Below are 14385 nucleotides of genomic sequence, written 5' to 3'. Positions count from 1 at the left end.
AGGCGTGCGGCCTCATTGCCTGCTTGGACGCGGATTTTCAAGTCAAAACAATCGCTTTGCGAGACTTGACGGCCTCACAACCGGGTTGGATCAGGCCGGAATCGCCAGCGGGACGTGGACCGCGCGCTCATTCAGCAGCTTTTCCTCCCAGGCGAGGGCGTGGGCGGCGATGGTGTCGAGATCGTTGAACTGCGGAACCCAGTCGAGCCGTTCGCGGATGCGGCGGGTATCGGCCACCATGGCCATGATATCACCCGGCCGGCGGGAGGCATGATTGACGGCGAAGTTGCGCCCCGAGACGCGGCGCACGGCTTCAATCACCTCCAGCACCGAATGGCCATGACCGTAGCCGCAGTTGAAGGTGTCGGAGGCGCCGCCCAGCCGCAGATAGGCCAGCGCCGCCCGGTGCGCCTGCGCGAGATCGCTGACGTGAATGAAATCGCGAATGCAGGTGCCGTCGGGTGTCGGATAGTCGGTGCCATACACGTCGATCTTCGGCCGCTGTGCGGTGGCGGCTTCCACAGCGACCTTCAGCAGATGGGTTGCCTCGGGCACGGCAATGCCACAGCGGAGCGCAGGGTCTGCGCCCGCGACATTGAAGTAACGCAGCACGACAAACTGCAGCGTATGCGCGGCGGCCACGTCGTGCAGCATGATCTCGGTCATCAGTTTCGACGCGCCGTAGGGTGATAGCGGCCGCGTCGGAGCATCTTCGGTCACCGGCACGCCTGCGGGATTGCCGTACACTGCTGCCGTCGAGGAAAAGATGAATCGCCTGACGCCGCATTTGACGGCCGTTGCCAACAAGTTGCGAGTCGTCATGGTGTTGTTGCGATAATAGCCGAGCGGGTCGCGCAGCGACTCCGGTACGATGATCGAGCCCGCGAAATGCACGATCGCATCGATCCGGTGCGAACCGATCACGCCCTCGACGAGGTTCTCGTCGCCGGCATCGCCGATGTAGAGCGGAACGCCCTCAGGCACGAAATGGGAAGAGCCTGTGGATAGATTATCGACGACGATCACGCTTTCGCCGGAATCGACCAGCGCATGAACCATGTGGCTGCCGATGTACCCTGCGCCGCCGGTGACGAGCACTGTCATGGATTGCCGCTTCCCTTGCCGTTCTCCTGCAAGTTTTCTGGAGAAATATGGAGCAGGAGTTATGGATAGTGGGAGATCGGGCTTTCTCGGGGACTTTTGCATGCGGTATGGTTGCTGAAACCTGAACTTCGGTGCGTTTCAACTTCGGTTCCCAGTGGCCATAGACAACATTCTCTTCATCAAGACCTCGTCGCTCGGCGACGTCGTGCACCACATGCCGGCGGTGACCGATGCACGGAAGCACTTTCCTGATGCGCAGATCGCCTGGGTGGTGGAGGAGGCGTTCGCGCCGCTGGTGGGAATGCATCCAGCCGTCGATGCGGTGATCCCGGTGGCGACGCGGCGCTGGCGTAAGCACCTGTTGAAGCGTGAGACCTGGGCGGAGATCGCAACGTTCCGCAAGTTACTGCGTCCCACTGTGTTCGATCGCGTGATCGATGCGCAAGGGTTGATCCGCTCAGCGATCATCGCGCGCGGTGCGCTCGGCGAGCGGCACGGCTACGACGCATCGAGCATCAAAGAGGCGTTCGCGTCGCGCTTCTATGATGTCCGGCACAAAGTATCGCGCACCTTGCATGCGGTTGAGCGCAACCGGCAGCTGACCGGGCGCTCGCTGGGCTACATGCCGGCCACTGCAATCGACTACGGCCTCCAGGTCGAAACTCTGTCTGGCGATCGCTACGCATTGCTGCTGCATGGCACCTCGCGGGTCTCGAAAGAGTGGCCTGAGGACTGCTGGATCGAACTCGGCCGCTGGCTGCACGGCAAGGGATTCGAATGCGTGCTGCCGTGGGGAACGGGCCTCGAGAAGCTACGGGCCGAGCGGATCGTTGCGGCCGTCCCCGGCAGTCGCGTGCTCGAGCGTCAGCCGCTGGATGCAACAGCGAAGGTGATCGCGGGTGCCTCACTCGTAGTCGGTGTGGATACCGGACTGCTGCATCTGGCTGCGGCATACGGCGTGCCGCTGCTCGGCATTTACGTTGCATCCGATCCCGGACTCACCGGGCCGGTGGGGGCGGGCGAGATCGTGGTTGCCAGCGGCATCGAGCGCGCGCCGGTCGCGAGTGAGGCAATCGCTGCCGTCGAGCGGTTGCTTTAATCATTCTGCCTAGCCTGGTCACGCAGGCACCGCGCGACAAAGCCGTCGAGGTCTTCGCCGGAGAACAGATAGCCGCGTATGCCGGCCGCACGCGCAGCCTCCATGTCGCTTGCGCTATCGCCGATCATGAAGCTGGCATCGGTTTCGACCGGCCAGTGTTGCATCAGATCGAGCAGCATGCCGGGTTTCGGCTTGCGCCAGTCGCTGTCGCGTCGGTACGCGGCAACCTTGGCGTCCGCAAGATAAGGGCAGTAGCGAATGTCGTCGACGCGGGCGCCCTGGGCGGCCAGTTCGGCGATCATCCAACGATGCAGCGTCCGCACGTCGTCCTCGGTGAAGTATCCGCGCGCGACGCCTGACTGGTTCGAGACGACGAACACATGATAGTTCGCAGCGTTGAGCCGACGAATGGCTGTTGTTACGCCTGCCATCCAGCGGAAGCGTTCGCGTGTGCCGATATAGCCGTCGTCGTTATAGTTGATGACACCGTCGCGATCGAGGAAGACGGCCGGCTTGCGTTCGGGTGCGCTCACAGGCCGCGCCCTGCGGTTTGCATGGTGACGACACCCGCATCGTTCAGCACGCGTGTGGCGACGTCGATCACCTCGCCGGTCGTGATGTCGCGCATGCAGGCATGATGCTGCATGCGGCAGACCGGCTTGTGGCAGGGGCGGCACGGCACCTCGGTCGTGCTCTGGATGACGGCGGCGATCGGGTTCAGCGGCTTCCAGTGATATGGGCTGGTAGGGCCGAAGATGCCGATGGTCGGCGAGCCGATCGCGGCTGATACGTGCAGCAGGCCGGAATCGTTGGAAATCACCAGGGGCGCGGCCGCCAGTGCCAGGATGCCGTTCCGCAGGTCGGTGCCGGTGAGATCGCGTGCCTTCGCTCCGCCGGCGCGGACGATCTCGCCCGCCGCCTCCTTCTCGCCGGGGCCGCCGACGACCCATACGTCGAAGCCCTGGGCGGTGAGGGCGCGTGCGGCATCCGCGTAGTAGGTCCATCGCTTCGACGGGCCGACCGCGCCGGGAGCCAGCGCGATCGCCGGCGTGTCGCCCAGATTGTTGGCCTTGCGCCATGCGGTGATGTCGTCGGCGCTGACGACGAGCTGCGGCACCGGCCATTCGTCCGGCAGCGCCGCATTGGCGGGCAGGGCCAGCGCGGCGCAGCGATCCACCATGCGCGGCAACGCCTTCTCGCCGCGCCGCCAATCGTTCAACAGGCCGAAACGGGCCTCGCCGATGAACCCGGTGCGTTGGGGGATGCCTGCCAGGGTCGGCGCCAGCGCCGCCTTCCAGGTGCGCGGCATGATCAGCGCCTGGCCGTAGCCCTCCTTCCGGAAGAGTGCGGCGAGAGCCAGTTGCTGCTTCAGGGCGATTGCGCCGCGCGGCAGGTTCCAGACGATGCCCTTGCGGACGCCAGGCATGTAATCGACCAGTGGCGCGCAGAGCGACGTGCTCAGCACATCCACAGGCCGGTCGGGCCAGCGCTGCTTGAGCACCCGGACCACCGTATGGCACCGCACGAAATCGCCGATCCACATGTAAGGGATAATGAGGATCGGGCTGTTGTCCGCCCGGCTGGCGGTGCCTCCGGCGATATTGAATGAACTCTGATTCATTGCTGTTGATCGCCGCCGCAGCTCCTGCCATACCGTCCAAAAGATAAGGACCTTGAGCGGGTTAGCCTCTCCGTGATCCGGCGTCCAGAGGTCAGTGGCGGTTGGCCACCATCTTCCTGGGCGCGGGGATATCCGGCAACGGAGGTTGCCCGCTCGCGGGCTCTGGGGCAATGGTTGCCCGCACATTCATGGAAGTCAGGTGTCATGCTGCTGGTCACCGGCGGGGCCGGATTTATCGGGTCGAACATGGTCGCGGCCCTCAACGATGCAGGGCGCAACGATGTGGCCGTCTGCGACTATTTCGGGACCGACGGCAAGTGGCGCAACCTCGCCAAGCGCCAGCTCGCGGACGTCGTCCCGCCGGCGGATTTGTTGAAGTGGCTTGAAGGCCGCAAGCTGGAGGCGATCGTCCATCTCGGCGCGATCTCCGAAACCACCGCCACCGACGCCGATCGGGTTCTGCAAGCCAATTTCATCCTGCCGAAGGCGTTGCTCGACTGGTGTACGGCGACCGGAACCAGCTTCATCTATGCCTCGTCGGCGGCCACGTATGGCGATGGCGAAGGCGGTTTCGACGACGACTGGTCGGTGCCGGCCTTGAAGGCGCTGCGGCCGATGAATCTGTACGGCTGGAGCAAAAATCTCTTCGACCTTTTGGTGTCGGAGCGGGTGGCGAGAAAGGAAAAGCTGCCGCCGCACTGGGCCGGGCTGAAGTTTTTCAACGTGTTCGGGCCGAACGAGTACCACAAGGGCGCAATGATGAACGTGCTCGCCAAGCGCTTCGCCGATGTGAAGGCCGGCCGCACGGTGCAACTGTTCAAGTCGCATCGCGAGGGCATCGCCGACGGCGATCAGCGGCGCGACTTCATCTATGTGGACGACGTGGTGCGGGTAATGCAGTGGTTGCTTGCGGCGCCGGCTGTGAACGGCATTTTCAACGTCGGCACGGGCTCCGCGCGCAGCTTCCGTGATCTGATGCTGGCGGGCTATGCGGCGCTCGGTAGCAAGCCGAACATCGAATACATCGACATGCCGGACAACCTGCGCGGCAGCTATCAGTATTTTACGCAAGCGAACATGGCCCGATTGCTCGGCGCGGGCTACAATGGCGGCTTCACGACGCTGGAGGATGCGGTCAGGCAGTATGTCACCAGCTTCCTCGACAAGGCCGATCCCTATCGCTAGAGCATGATCCCGAAAGCGGGCACCGGTTTTCGGACAAGATCGTGCTCAGAAACCGAGTCAGGACCACGATCCCTGCATGTTCAACTTCGAAACCTTCGCCTTCGACATCCGCCGCCAGACGGTGCTCTGCGTCGGCGATCTGATGCTCGACGAATTCGTCTATGGCGATGTCTCGCGCGTGTCGCCGGAGGCGCCGGCGCCGGTGATCGCCGTCCAGCGTAGCGAGATCAATGTCGGCGGCTCGGGGAACGTCGCGCGCAATGTCGCCTCGCTCGGTGCGCGCTGCATCTTCGTCGGCGTGGTCGGCGAGGACGTCTACGGTCAGGTGCTGAAGGACGAGCTTGCGCGCGAAGGGCGGATCGAGGCGCATCTGATCGCAGATAGCAGCCGGCCGACCTCGCGCAAGGTGCGCTTCGTCTCCGATCATTTCTCCACCCATCTGCTGCGCGCGGATTGGGAGCTTGCGAGGCCGGTCGCGGCCGAGATCGAGCAGAAGGTGATCGATGCGGCCTTGGCCGCCCTGCCGCGCGCGGACATCGTGCTCTTGTCCGACTATGCCAAGGGCGCGCTGACCACGCGCGTCATTCGCAATGTGATCGATGCCGCGCGCAAGGCCGGCAAGCGCGTGGTGGTCGATCCGAAGAGCCTGAATTTCGCCGTCTACCGCGGCGCGACGCTGCTGACGCCGAACCGTAAGGAGTTCGCCGAGGCGACCCGCAGCCGCGCCGGGAGCGAGGCCGAGTTGGAGGAGGCGTCACGCGAACTGATCCGCAGCACCGATACCGAGGCGATCCTCGTCACCCGCAGCGAGCATGGCATGAGCCTGCTGCGACGCGACGGCGATGCGATCCATATCCCGGCGCATCCGGCGCGGGTACGCGACGTATCCGGTGCCGGCGATACCGTGGTCGCGACGATCGCGGCATCGCTCGCGGCGGGCTGCGACTGGGATACGGCGCTGCGGCTCGCCAATGCCGCGGCCGCGGTGGCGGTGAGCAAGCGCGGCACGGCCGCAGTCGATCTCGCCGAATTGCGGCATGAGGTGCTGCCGCGCGCCTCGCTCGCTGCGGAAGAGAAGATCGCGATGAACGCGAACGATCTCGAGGAGCAGATCGCCGCCTGGCGCAAGCAGGGTCTGCGCATCGGCTTCACCAATGGCTGCTTCGATATCCTGCATCCCGGCCACGTCAAGGTGGTGACCGATGCGCGTGCGGCCTGCGACCGGCTGGTCGTCGGCCTCAATTCGGATGCGTCGGTGCGCCGCCTGAAGGGAGCGGAGCGGCCGCTGCAGAACGAGCGCGCCCGCGCCGAGGTGCTGGCGGCGCTGGAAGCGGTCGATCTGGTCGTGGTCTTCGAGGACGACACGCCACTGCGGCTGATCCAGACGATCAAGCCGAATGTGCTGGTGAAGGGCGGCGACTACACCCGCGAGCAGGTGGTCGGCCATGAGGTGATGGACGCGATCGGCGGCGAGGTGCTGCTGGTCGATATCGTACCGGGCTTCTCGACCACATCGCTGGTGAACCGCGCACGCGAAGGCGGCGGATCGTAGGCAGCAATTCCGTTTCCGCGCGCGAAATGCGGGTTCCCGCAGCGCGGCGAACGGCGGCATCTCCATGGGATTGCCGCATTCCTTGATTGCGATGGGCGGATTGGCTTATCGCGTCCGTGGGGGCTTGTGTGACCGGGCGCGCGGGTCGTCGTCACGCGGCGTGTTAGCAAGCCCCATGCAAGCACTCTTCGACTATTGTTTCGCGGTGCTGAAAACCTATGCCGTCGGTGGCGTGGTGATGATTTGCGTGACGCTGATCGCCAAGGCCGGCGGCGGGCTGATCGCCAGCTATTTTGGCACCGGCGACATTGCGCCCACGGCGATCATCTTCTTCTGCATGCTGGCCGCAGCCGGCTGGGCGCTGGGCCGCTTCTGGCCCGATACGGTGTCGCAGGATGGGCGCTGATGGCGCGTCTCAGCGCGGCGTCTCGAGAGGCTCGTCCAGCGCGCTCTCGTCGATCTCCATCGTGTCCGCGCCTTTTTGCGCCTTCTCCGAGCTGAGTAGCCAAACGAGGCCGCCGATCGCGCCGAGCAGGAACATGATCGCTCCGCTCAGGATCGAGATGGTGACGCCGTCGGCGGTAGCGAGGCCCGCATAGCGGAACGCCGCCTGCATCGCCTGTTCGCGCACGCCCCATCCGGCAATGGAAATAGGGATCAGCGTGATCAGACCGATCGGCGGGATCAGCATCGCCATCTGGAAGAAGGACACCGGTGCGGCGATGGCGATCGCCACGCATGACGATATGACGATGGTCAAGAGATGATTGACCAGCGACAGCAGCAGGACCATCCAGCCGCTCCGACGGTCGAACAGAACCCGATTGGCGACGACCGCGCAGCCATGCAAGTGTCGTGTCGGCCAGAAGCTCTGCAGCCAGGGCCACGACAGGTAACCGAACAGCAGGAAGACCACACAGCCCGCCATCGCCGCCAGATCGAGCGCCAGCAGGCCCATGCGTGCATGTTCGTTGGCGATCAGCGCGAGCGACCAGGGCAGGCTGACCACCACGATCAGGGCCAGCACGATCAGCCCGATGGCGCGGTCCACCAGGACGGAATAGGTCGCGGCCTGCCAGCTCGCGCCGCTGCGGCGGAGCAGCCACAGGCGTACGCCGTCACCGCCAATGGTCGAGGGCAGGGTCTGGTTGAAGAACGCGCCGACAAGCATGAAGCGCAGCGCCGTTGCCACCGGAAGCGTCGTGCCGCAGCGGAGCGCGATCGCGCGCCAGCGCAACCCGGAGACGGCGAGTTGCACGAACGCGGCGAGCAGCGCCATCGCGATCCAGAACGGATCGATCTGGCTCAGCCGGGCCTGGATCGCTGTGAAATCGACTCCACGCAGCGCCAGATACAGCAGCCCGGCGGAGATGCCGATCTTCAGGAGAAGGAGGACGGTCTGGCGCATGCCGGTTGCAGACTTTCGCGGCGGCGACGGTGGAACCCGACGGTCTCGGCGCCGGACAGCCAATAGCCGGGGACGTGCGGCTTGACAACATCAAGCGGTGTTGCAGCGGCTTGGCCGAGCGCGTAAGGGTTGTCCATCGCAACGGAGGTAATGTGATGGCCCCCCGTCTGGACGCCCTGAAGGTCAAGCTGTTCACTGATGGCGCCGACAAGGCGCAGATCGTCGCCATGGCGCGCAATGCCTGGATTTCCGGCTTCACCACAAATCCGTCGCTTTTGAAGAAGGCGGGCGTTACCGACTACGTCTCTTACGCGCGGGAACTCGTCGTCGCAGTTCCGGACCGGCATATCTCGTTCGAGGTCATCTCCGACGACATTCCGGAGATGATCGCTCAGGCGCGGCTGATCTCGTCTTGGGGGAAGAACGTCTACGCCAAGATCCCGGTGATGACGACCAAGGGCGAGCTGATGTTCGATGCGGTGCGCACGCTTTCGCGCGACGGCATCAAGATCAACATGACCGCGATCTTCACCGCCGATCAGGTGGCGAAGGCGGTAACGGCGCTCGATGGCGGCGCGCCGGCGTGCGTTTCGGTGTTCGCCGGGCGGCTCGGCGATCTCGGCATCGACTACCGTCCGCTGGTGCAGGATGCGGTCAAGCGCGCGCGGGCGACCGCGAATGTGGAGATCATCTGGGCCTCGACGCGCGAGGTGTTCAACGTGATCGAGGCGCATGACATGGGCTGCCACATCATCACCGCGCCCGCTGACGTGCTGAACAAGCTGCCCGCGATCGGCACCCAGACTGGCGATGATCTTGCGCTCGGCGCGGTCAAGGCCTTCCGCGACGATGCGTTGGCGGCGGGCATCACTCTGCCGCTGCCGGACACGCTGCGCGCGGCGGAATAGGCAAAGCCGCTCGACACCTTTGGCCCTCCGGAAGGTGTAATGCTTTGAATCAAAACGTGTTTGTCGATAAACGCAACCGTGGTTAGCCGCAGGCAGACCGGCGTGATAGACCCTTAGTCGAATCGGCCGGAGGGTGGTCCTCAGTCCCGGCCAGCGCGTCCTCCGCGACGGCGTCTGCCGTTTTTTCGGCCGGATGCCGCGCAACAACGACCCGCAAGAACACACCGTTGGATTGAGTACAGGAACGACGAATGGCGCCGGCGAAAACAGCTTCGATCGCGAACAAAGACCTGCGCATCGGTGTCATCGGCGCAGGCGTGATGGGCAGCAACCATGCCCGCGTGTTCGGCGGTCTCTCCGACGTCACGCTGGTCGGCATCGCCGATCCGCTGGAAGCGCACCGCCAGCGTGCGACCGAACTGATCGGCTGTCGCACCTTCGAAACGGTGGACGACCTTTTGCAGGAGGGCGTCGATGCGGTGACGATCGCAGCGCCCACCCATCTGCATCATGAAATCTCGCTTCACTGCATCGAGCGCAAGATCCACCTTTTGGTCGAGAAGCCGATCGCATCGACGGTGGCAGAGGGGCGCGAGATCGTCGCCGCCGCGCGCCGCGCCGGCGTGACGCTGATGGTCGGCCATGTCGAGCGCTTCAACCCGGCGGTGGAAACCATTAAGCAGGCGATCAAGGGCGAGGAAATCCTCTCCATCGCCATCACCCGTGTCGGCCCGTTCCCGCCGCGTATGTCGAATGTCGGTGTAGTGATCGATCTTGCCGTGCATGATATCGACCTGATCCGCTGGTTCACCGAATCCGAGATTACCGAGGTGCAGCCGCAACTCTCCAGCGCCGTCGCCGAGCGCGAGGACATCGCGCTGCTGCAGTTCCGCACCCAGTCCGGCGTGCTGGCGCACATCAACACCAACTGGTTGACGCCGTTCAAGGCGCGCAACGTCACGGTCGCGACCCGTGGCAAGTACGTGATGGGCGACCTGCTGACGCGGCAGGTGACGGAATGCTTCGGCTTCCAGCCTGACGGCAGCTACTCGATGCGGCATCTCTCGGTGGGTTATGAGGAGCCATTGCGGAGCGAACTCGGGGCTTTCGTCCGGGCCGTCCGCTCCGGTGAAGCGCCGGCGGTAACCGGCGACGAGGGCGTCGCCAGCCTCGAGATCGCGATCCAGTGTCTCGATTCCTCGTCGCATCGGGAGCAGGCGATGCTGCGGCGCGTCGCGGGGTGAGGCACGCGCATCGTCACGTCTGCTTGATCATGCTGTGTGCATCGGATCGCAGGCCGATGTTGTGCATTTTGCACAGCCTGCGCTTGCTGTAAAAGCGGCTGATGTTCCGGGGAATCTTCACTTACGGCGGATTCACCTTGCTGTCGCGGATCGCCGGATTCGCGCGCGATATCGTTATGGCCGCGATCCTCGGCGCTGGGCCGCTCGCGGATGCGTTCGTCGTGGCGCAGCGCCTGCCGAACCATTTCCGCACCATCTTCGCCGAAGGCGCCTTCAATGCCGCGTTCATTCCGGCCTACGCGCATTTGCGTGGCAGCGCCGGCGAAATGGCGGCACGACGCTTCGCCGATCGCATCTTCACCATGCTGCTGATGGTGCAGGGGCTGTTGCTGCTGCTCGCCCTCGTCTTCATGCCGCAGATCATTACCTTGCTGGCGCCGGGCTTTGCCGAGGATCCGGAGCGCCGTTCGCTCGCGATCGAACTGACCCGCATCACCTTTCCGTACCTGCTGCTGATCACCGTGGTCACGCTCTACGGCGCGATCCTCAATGTGATGAACCGCTATGCGAGCGCGGCGGCAGCGCCGATCCTGTTGAACCTGTCGGTCATCGTCGCGCTGATGCTGGCGGTGTTCTTTCCGAGCGCGGGCCACGCGGCAGCCTGGGGAGTGCTGATCGCAGGCGTGCTGGAGGTGCTGCTGCTGGCTACTGATGCCGGGCGGCAGGGTGTGCTGCCGCGGCTGACTTGGCCGCAGTTCGATTCCGATGTGCGCGGTTTCTTCAGGGCTCTGGGGCCTGCGACGCTGGGTTCGATGGGGCCGCAGATCGCCGTCCTTGCCGATACGATCATCGGCTCGTTCCTCGCCACCGGGGCGCTCGCCGCGCTTTACTACGCCGACCGCTTGAACCAGCTGCCGATCGGGGTGATCGGCGTCGCGGCCGGCACGGTGCTACTGCCGGAGATGTCGCGGCGACTTGCGGTGGGCGATGCGGCGGGGGCGATCAATGCGCAGCGGCGCGTGTTCGATCTGACGCTATTGCTCTCGGTCCCGTTCCTTGTCGCCTTCGTGGTCGTGCCGGACATTATCATGCGGGCGATGTTTGCGCGCGGCGCGTTCTCGCAAGCGGACGCGGCCAACGCGGCGCGGACGCTCGCAGCTTATGCCGTGGGACTGCTGCCGTTCGTGCTGATCCGCAGCGTGGTCGCCTCGTTCCAGGCGCGCAAGGATACGGCGACGCCGGCGAAGGCGGCGCTGATCGGCGTCGGCTTCAATCTCGCAGCCAAGCTGGCGCTGGTCGGCAGTCTGGCGCAGGCGGGGCTTGCGCTCGGCACCGCGCTCGGTGCCTGGGTGAATCTGCTTGTCGTGTTTGTGCTGGCGGTGCGCGCGAAATACATTGCCTTCGACCGGCCGCTGCAGGGCGCGCTGTTGCGGTTTGCCGGCGCCGGCGTCGTTCTGGCGCTGGCGTTGTGGATGACGGCGCATGTCGCTGCGCCCTGGTTGTTGGCTGGCTGGCATGCAGGGCGCGACGAGCTGACGCTTGGACTTCTGATCGTGATCGGCGCGATCGCCTATCCAGCGGCCATTTTGCTGCTGTTCGGTCGCCGCTGGCTGGCCGCCTTTGTCCGCCGCTAGTGGTTCGATTCCAGCATTTGATCCCATTGCGGTGACGATATTGCCGGTGCATCGGCCGGTTTCGCCCAACGGAGCGGTTGCTAGGGGCCGAAATCCTCTTACATTAGACAACGTCTAAGATTGCCAAGCGGATATCCCATGACAGTGAAATTCGGCGTCGGACAAAGCGTTGTCCGCAAAGAGGACGACAGCCTTATTCGGGGCAGGGGCCGGTATACGGGCGATCACGCGCCGGCCGGCCTTTTGCATGCCGTGATCGTGCGCTCGCCGCACGCGCATGCGCGCTTCACGATCGACGCGACAGCCGCGCGCAAGATGCCGGGCGTCGCCGCGGTTCTGACCGGCGAGGATGTCGCAGAGCTCGGCCTGATGCCTTGCCTGTTCAATTTCCCGGACGATCCGTTCAAGGTGCCGGACTATCCGATCCTGCCGAAGGACGAGGTCCGCCATGTCGGCGATGCGGTGGCGTTCGTGGTCGCCGACAGCGTCGAGCAGGCGCGCGATGCTGCCGAAGCGCTGCGCATCGACTGGCAGACGCTGCCGTCGGTGACCGGTGTCGTGGCCGCCGTCAAGCCGGATGCGCCGCAGGTCTGGAAGGATCACGCTGGTAACATTCTTTACGACAAGCCGATCGGCGACAAGGCGAAAGCCGACGCGGTGTTCGCCAAGGCGCATGCGGTTGCCGAGGTCAGGATCGTCAACCAGCGTCTCGTCACCAACTACATGGAAACGCGCGGTGTCGTGGTCGAATACGACGCCAAGCGCGACCACATCACCGTTACGCTCGGCAGCCAGGGCAGTCACCGGCAGAAGGAGATTCTCTGTAAGATCCTCAACCTGCCGCCGGAGAAGGTGCGGGTCATCACGCCGGATGTCGGCGGCGGTTTCGGCACCAAGATCTTCCCGTACCGTGAATACTATCTGGCCGCGTTCGCCGCGCGCAAGCTGAAGAAGACCGTGAAGTGGGTTGCCGATCGCGCCGATCACTTCCTTGGCGACAGCCATGGCCGCGACAACATCACCCATGCGCGCATGGCGCTCGATGCGGATGGCAAATTCCTGGCGATGGACGTCGATACGCTTGCCGACATGGGCGCGTATCTGTCGATGTTCGGGCCCTACATTCCGTTCGGCGGCTCGGGCATGCTGCCGGGCGTCTATGATATTCCGGTGTTTCATTGCCGCGTGCGCGCGGTGTTCACCAACAGCGTGCCGGTCGATGCCTATCGCGGCGCCGGCCGTCCCGAAGCCGCCTATGTGATCGAACGCCTCGTCGATGCCTGCGCGCGCAAGCTGGATATGACGCCGGATGCGATCCGCAAGAAGAACTTCATCAGGCCGTCGGCGATGCCGTACACCACGGCGACCGGCAAGGTGTACGACACCGGCGAATTCGCGGCGCATCTGAAGCTGGCGCAGGACAACATCGACTGGAAAGGATTCGCCAAACGCGCCAAGGAGGCGAAGAGGAAGGGCTTCATCCGCGGCATCGGCATGGCCTCCTATGTGGAGATCTGCGGGGCGGTCGGGCCTGAGACCGCCGTGGTCAAGCTCGGCGACGACGGCAAGGTCACCGTGCTGATCGGCTCGCAATCGACTGGGCAGGGGCACCAGACAGCCTATGCGCAACTCGTCGCGCAGCAATTCGGCGTCGCACCCGATCAGGTCAACGTCATCCAGGGGGATACCGACCTGATCGCGACCGGCGCCGGTACTGGAGGCTCCAGCTCCATTCCTGTCGGTGGCGTTTCGGTGGAGCGGGCAACGATCAAGCTCGGCGAAAACCTGAAGGAGCTTGCCGCTACGGCGCTGGAGGCCAGCGCCGCCGATATCGAGATCAACGAGGGTACGCTGCGCATCGCCGGCACCGACCGGACGATCTCGTTCGCCGACCTCGCGCGGCGCTCGAACGGCGACGTCGAGAAGCTGACCGCCAGCGATCGTTTCGGTGCGCAGGCAGGCACCTATCCGAACGGCACCCATATCGCTGAGGTCGAGATCGATCCGGCGCTGGGCGCTACGCGCATCGTCAACTATGTGATCGTTGACGACTTCGGCGTCACGCTCAATCCGCTGTTGCTGGCCGGCCAAATCCATGGCGGCGCGGTGCAAGGCATCGGCCAGGCGCTGATGGAGCAGGCAGTCTACGATCCGAATGACGGGCAGCTCGTCACGGGCACGCTGATGGACTACGCGTTGCCGCGTGCGGAGGATGTTCCTTCGTTCTCGTTCGAAACTCATAACGTGCCCTGCGCCACCAACCCGCTGGGTGTGAAGGGGGCGGGCGAAGCCGGCACGATCGGCGCGGCGCCGGCGGTGATGAACGCGGTGGCCGATGCGTTGTGGCGGGAATATCGAATTGATCAGATCGATATGCCTGCGACACCGGAGCGCATCTGGTCGGCGATCAGCGAGCACGAGCGGCGGCATCGCCTCTGAACGCGTCCAGCGTAGGGTGCGATGACCGCTCCTACGCTGGTTTTCTAGTCCTATCTCCTTCCGCGACATGTCCTCTTCGCGGCTGCGTCCTGCAATCGGACAGGCCGAGGCCGGATTCGCGCGGCGCGTGTTCGCGATATTGCCAGGATCGTGAGTTTAGAAATGGAATAAGACCAGATATCCGGTGTTGG

At 64.5% G+C, this 14385-nt stretch carries 12 protein-coding genes; 8 read left to right on the top strand and 4 right to left on the bottom strand.

Annotation, left to right across the window (positions count from 1 at the left end):
• Window positions 1-90: 90 nt before the first annotated feature.
• Window positions 91-1104: a UDP-glucose 4-epimerase GalE gene (gene galE, locus X566_RS01700; RefSeq protein WP_034462978.1), complete on the bottom strand. Its 1014-nt coding sequence runs from the start codon at window positions 1102-1104 to the stop codon at window positions 91-93.
• A gap of 160 nt (window positions 1105-1264) precedes the next feature.
• Between galE and waaC the strand changes: the two genes are divergently transcribed.
• Complete coding sequence (gene waaC / locus X566_RS01695; protein ID WP_034467563.1) at window positions 1265-2203, top strand: lipopolysaccharide heptosyltransferase I; 939 nt, start codon at window positions 1265-1267, stop codon at window positions 2201-2203.
• Here waaC and X566_RS01690 read toward each other — a convergent pair.
• Both X566_RS01690 and waaF read right to left on the bottom strand, forming a co-directional pair.
• Complete coding sequence (locus tag X566_RS01690; RefSeq protein WP_034462977.1) at window positions 2200-2736, bottom strand: HAD-IIIA family hydrolase; 537 nt, start codon at window positions 2734-2736, stop codon at window positions 2200-2202. The two genes, waaC and X566_RS01690, sit on opposite strands and share 4 nt — an antisense overlap.
• The gene (waaF, locus tag X566_RS01685) at window positions 2733-3824 is read right to left on the bottom strand and encodes a lipopolysaccharide heptosyltransferase II (protein ID WP_034462975.1); all 1092 of its coding nucleotides are present in this window, start codon (window positions 3822-3824) and stop codon (window positions 2733-2735) included. Before waaF ends, X566_RS01690 begins: the two co-directional genes overlap by 4 nt.
• Before the next feature lie 204 nt (window positions 3825-4028).
• On the opposite strand from waaF, the gene rfaD reads away from it, so the two are divergent.
• The 3 genes from rfaD to X566_RS01670 all read left to right on the top strand — a co-directional run bounded on the left by rfaD (window position 4029) and on the right by X566_RS01670 (window position 6967).
• On the top strand, window positions 4029-5009 hold the full coding sequence (gene rfaD / locus X566_RS01680; RefSeq protein WP_034462974.1) for an ADP-glyceromanno-heptose 6-epimerase: 981 nt from the start codon (window positions 4029-4031) through the stop codon (window positions 5007-5009).
• 76 nt (window positions 5010-5085) lie between these two features.
• The gene (gene rfaE1, locus X566_RS01675) at window positions 5086-6561 is read left to right on the top strand and encodes a D-glycero-beta-D-manno-heptose-7-phosphate kinase (RefSeq protein ID WP_034462973.1); all 1476 of its coding nucleotides are present in this window, start codon (window positions 5086-5088) and stop codon (window positions 6559-6561) included.
• A 175-nt stretch (window positions 6562-6736) separates the two neighbouring features.
• Window positions 6737-6967, top strand: a complete 231-nt coding sequence (locus tag X566_RS01670) for a hypothetical protein (RefSeq protein ID WP_034462971.1) — start codon at window positions 6737-6739, stop codon at window positions 6965-6967.
• A 9-nt stretch (window positions 6968-6976) separates the two neighbouring features.
• Here X566_RS01670 and X566_RS01665 read toward each other — a convergent pair whose 3' ends face one another.
• On the bottom strand, window positions 6977-7969 hold the full coding sequence (locus X566_RS01665) for a lysylphosphatidylglycerol synthase transmembrane domain-containing protein (protein ID WP_034462970.1): 993 nt from the start codon (window positions 7967-7969) through the stop codon (window positions 6977-6979).
• Between the two features lie 155 nt (window positions 7970-8124).
• Here X566_RS01665 and X566_RS01660 point away from each other — a divergent pair, with 155 nt between their 5' ends.
• From X566_RS01660 to X566_RS01645, 4 genes are all read left to right on the top strand, one after another.
• A complete protein-coding gene (locus tag X566_RS01660) occupies window positions 8125-8877 on the top strand; it encodes a transaldolase family protein (protein ID WP_034462969.1) in 753 nt (250 codons plus the stop codon).
• A gap of 251 nt (window positions 8878-9128) precedes the next feature.
• Window positions 9129-10121 (top strand): Gfo/Idh/MocA family protein, encoded by a 993-nt coding sequence (locus X566_RS01655; RefSeq protein ID WP_034462968.1) that lies wholly within the window; start codon window positions 9129-9131, stop codon window positions 10119-10121.
• Between the two features lie 101 nt (window positions 10122-10222).
• A complete protein-coding gene (gene murJ / locus X566_RS01650; protein ID WP_034462967.1) occupies window positions 10223-11755 on the top strand; it encodes a murein biosynthesis integral membrane protein MurJ in 1533 nt (510 codons plus the stop codon).
• A gap of 138 nt (window positions 11756-11893) precedes the next feature.
• Window positions 11894-14194 carry a xanthine dehydrogenase family protein molybdopterin-binding subunit gene (locus X566_RS01645; protein ID WP_034462965.1) on the top strand — a complete coding sequence of 767 codons (2301 nt, stop codon included), beginning with the start codon at window positions 11894-11896 and terminating at the stop codon, window positions 14192-14194.
• Window positions 14195-14385 lie beyond the last annotated feature (191 nt).

This window comes from Afipia sp. P52-10, from assembly GCF_000516555.1.
GTDB lineage: Bacteria > Pseudomonadota > Alphaproteobacteria > Rhizobiales > Xanthobacteraceae > P52-10.
Note: the sequence above shows the minus strand (reverse complement) of the source record. Positions and strands in the feature narration are given on the sequence as shown.

Coding starts and splice junctions, on each gene's coding strand:
- X566_RS01665 (WP_034462970.1), bottom strand. CDS start 7,969: ATGCGCCAGACCGTCCTCCTTCTCCTGAAGATCGGCATCTCCGCCGGG.
- X566_RS01655 (WP_034462968.1), top strand. CDS start 9,129: ATGGCGCCGGCGAAAACAGCTTCGATCGCGAACAAAGACCTGCGCATC.
- rfaE1 (WP_034462973.1), top strand. CDS start 5,086: ATGTTCAACTTCGAAACCTTCGCCTTCGACATCCGCCGCCAGACGGTG.
- X566_RS01645 (WP_034462965.1), top strand. CDS start 11,894: ATGACAGTGAAATTCGGCGTCGGACAAAGCGTTGTCCGCAAAGAGGAC.
- X566_RS01670 (WP_034462971.1), top strand. CDS start 6,737: ATGCAAGCACTCTTCGACTATTGTTTCGCGGTGCTGAAAACCTATGCC.
- waaF (WP_034462975.1), bottom strand. CDS start 3,824: ATGAATCAGAGTTCATTCAATATCGCCGGAGGCACCGCCAGCCGGGCG.
- rfaD (WP_034462974.1), top strand. CDS start 4,029: ATGCTGCTGGTCACCGGCGGGGCCGGATTTATCGGGTCGAACATGGTC.
- X566_RS01660 (WP_034462969.1), top strand. CDS start 8,125: ATGGCCCCCCGTCTGGACGCCCTGAAGGTCAAGCTGTTCACTGATGGC.
- galE (WP_034462978.1), bottom strand. CDS start 1,104: ATGACAGTGCTCGTCACCGGCGGCGCAGGGTACATCGGCAGCCACATG.
- murJ (WP_034462967.1), top strand. CDS start 10,223: ATGTTCCGGGGAATCTTCACTTACGGCGGATTCACCTTGCTGTCGCGG.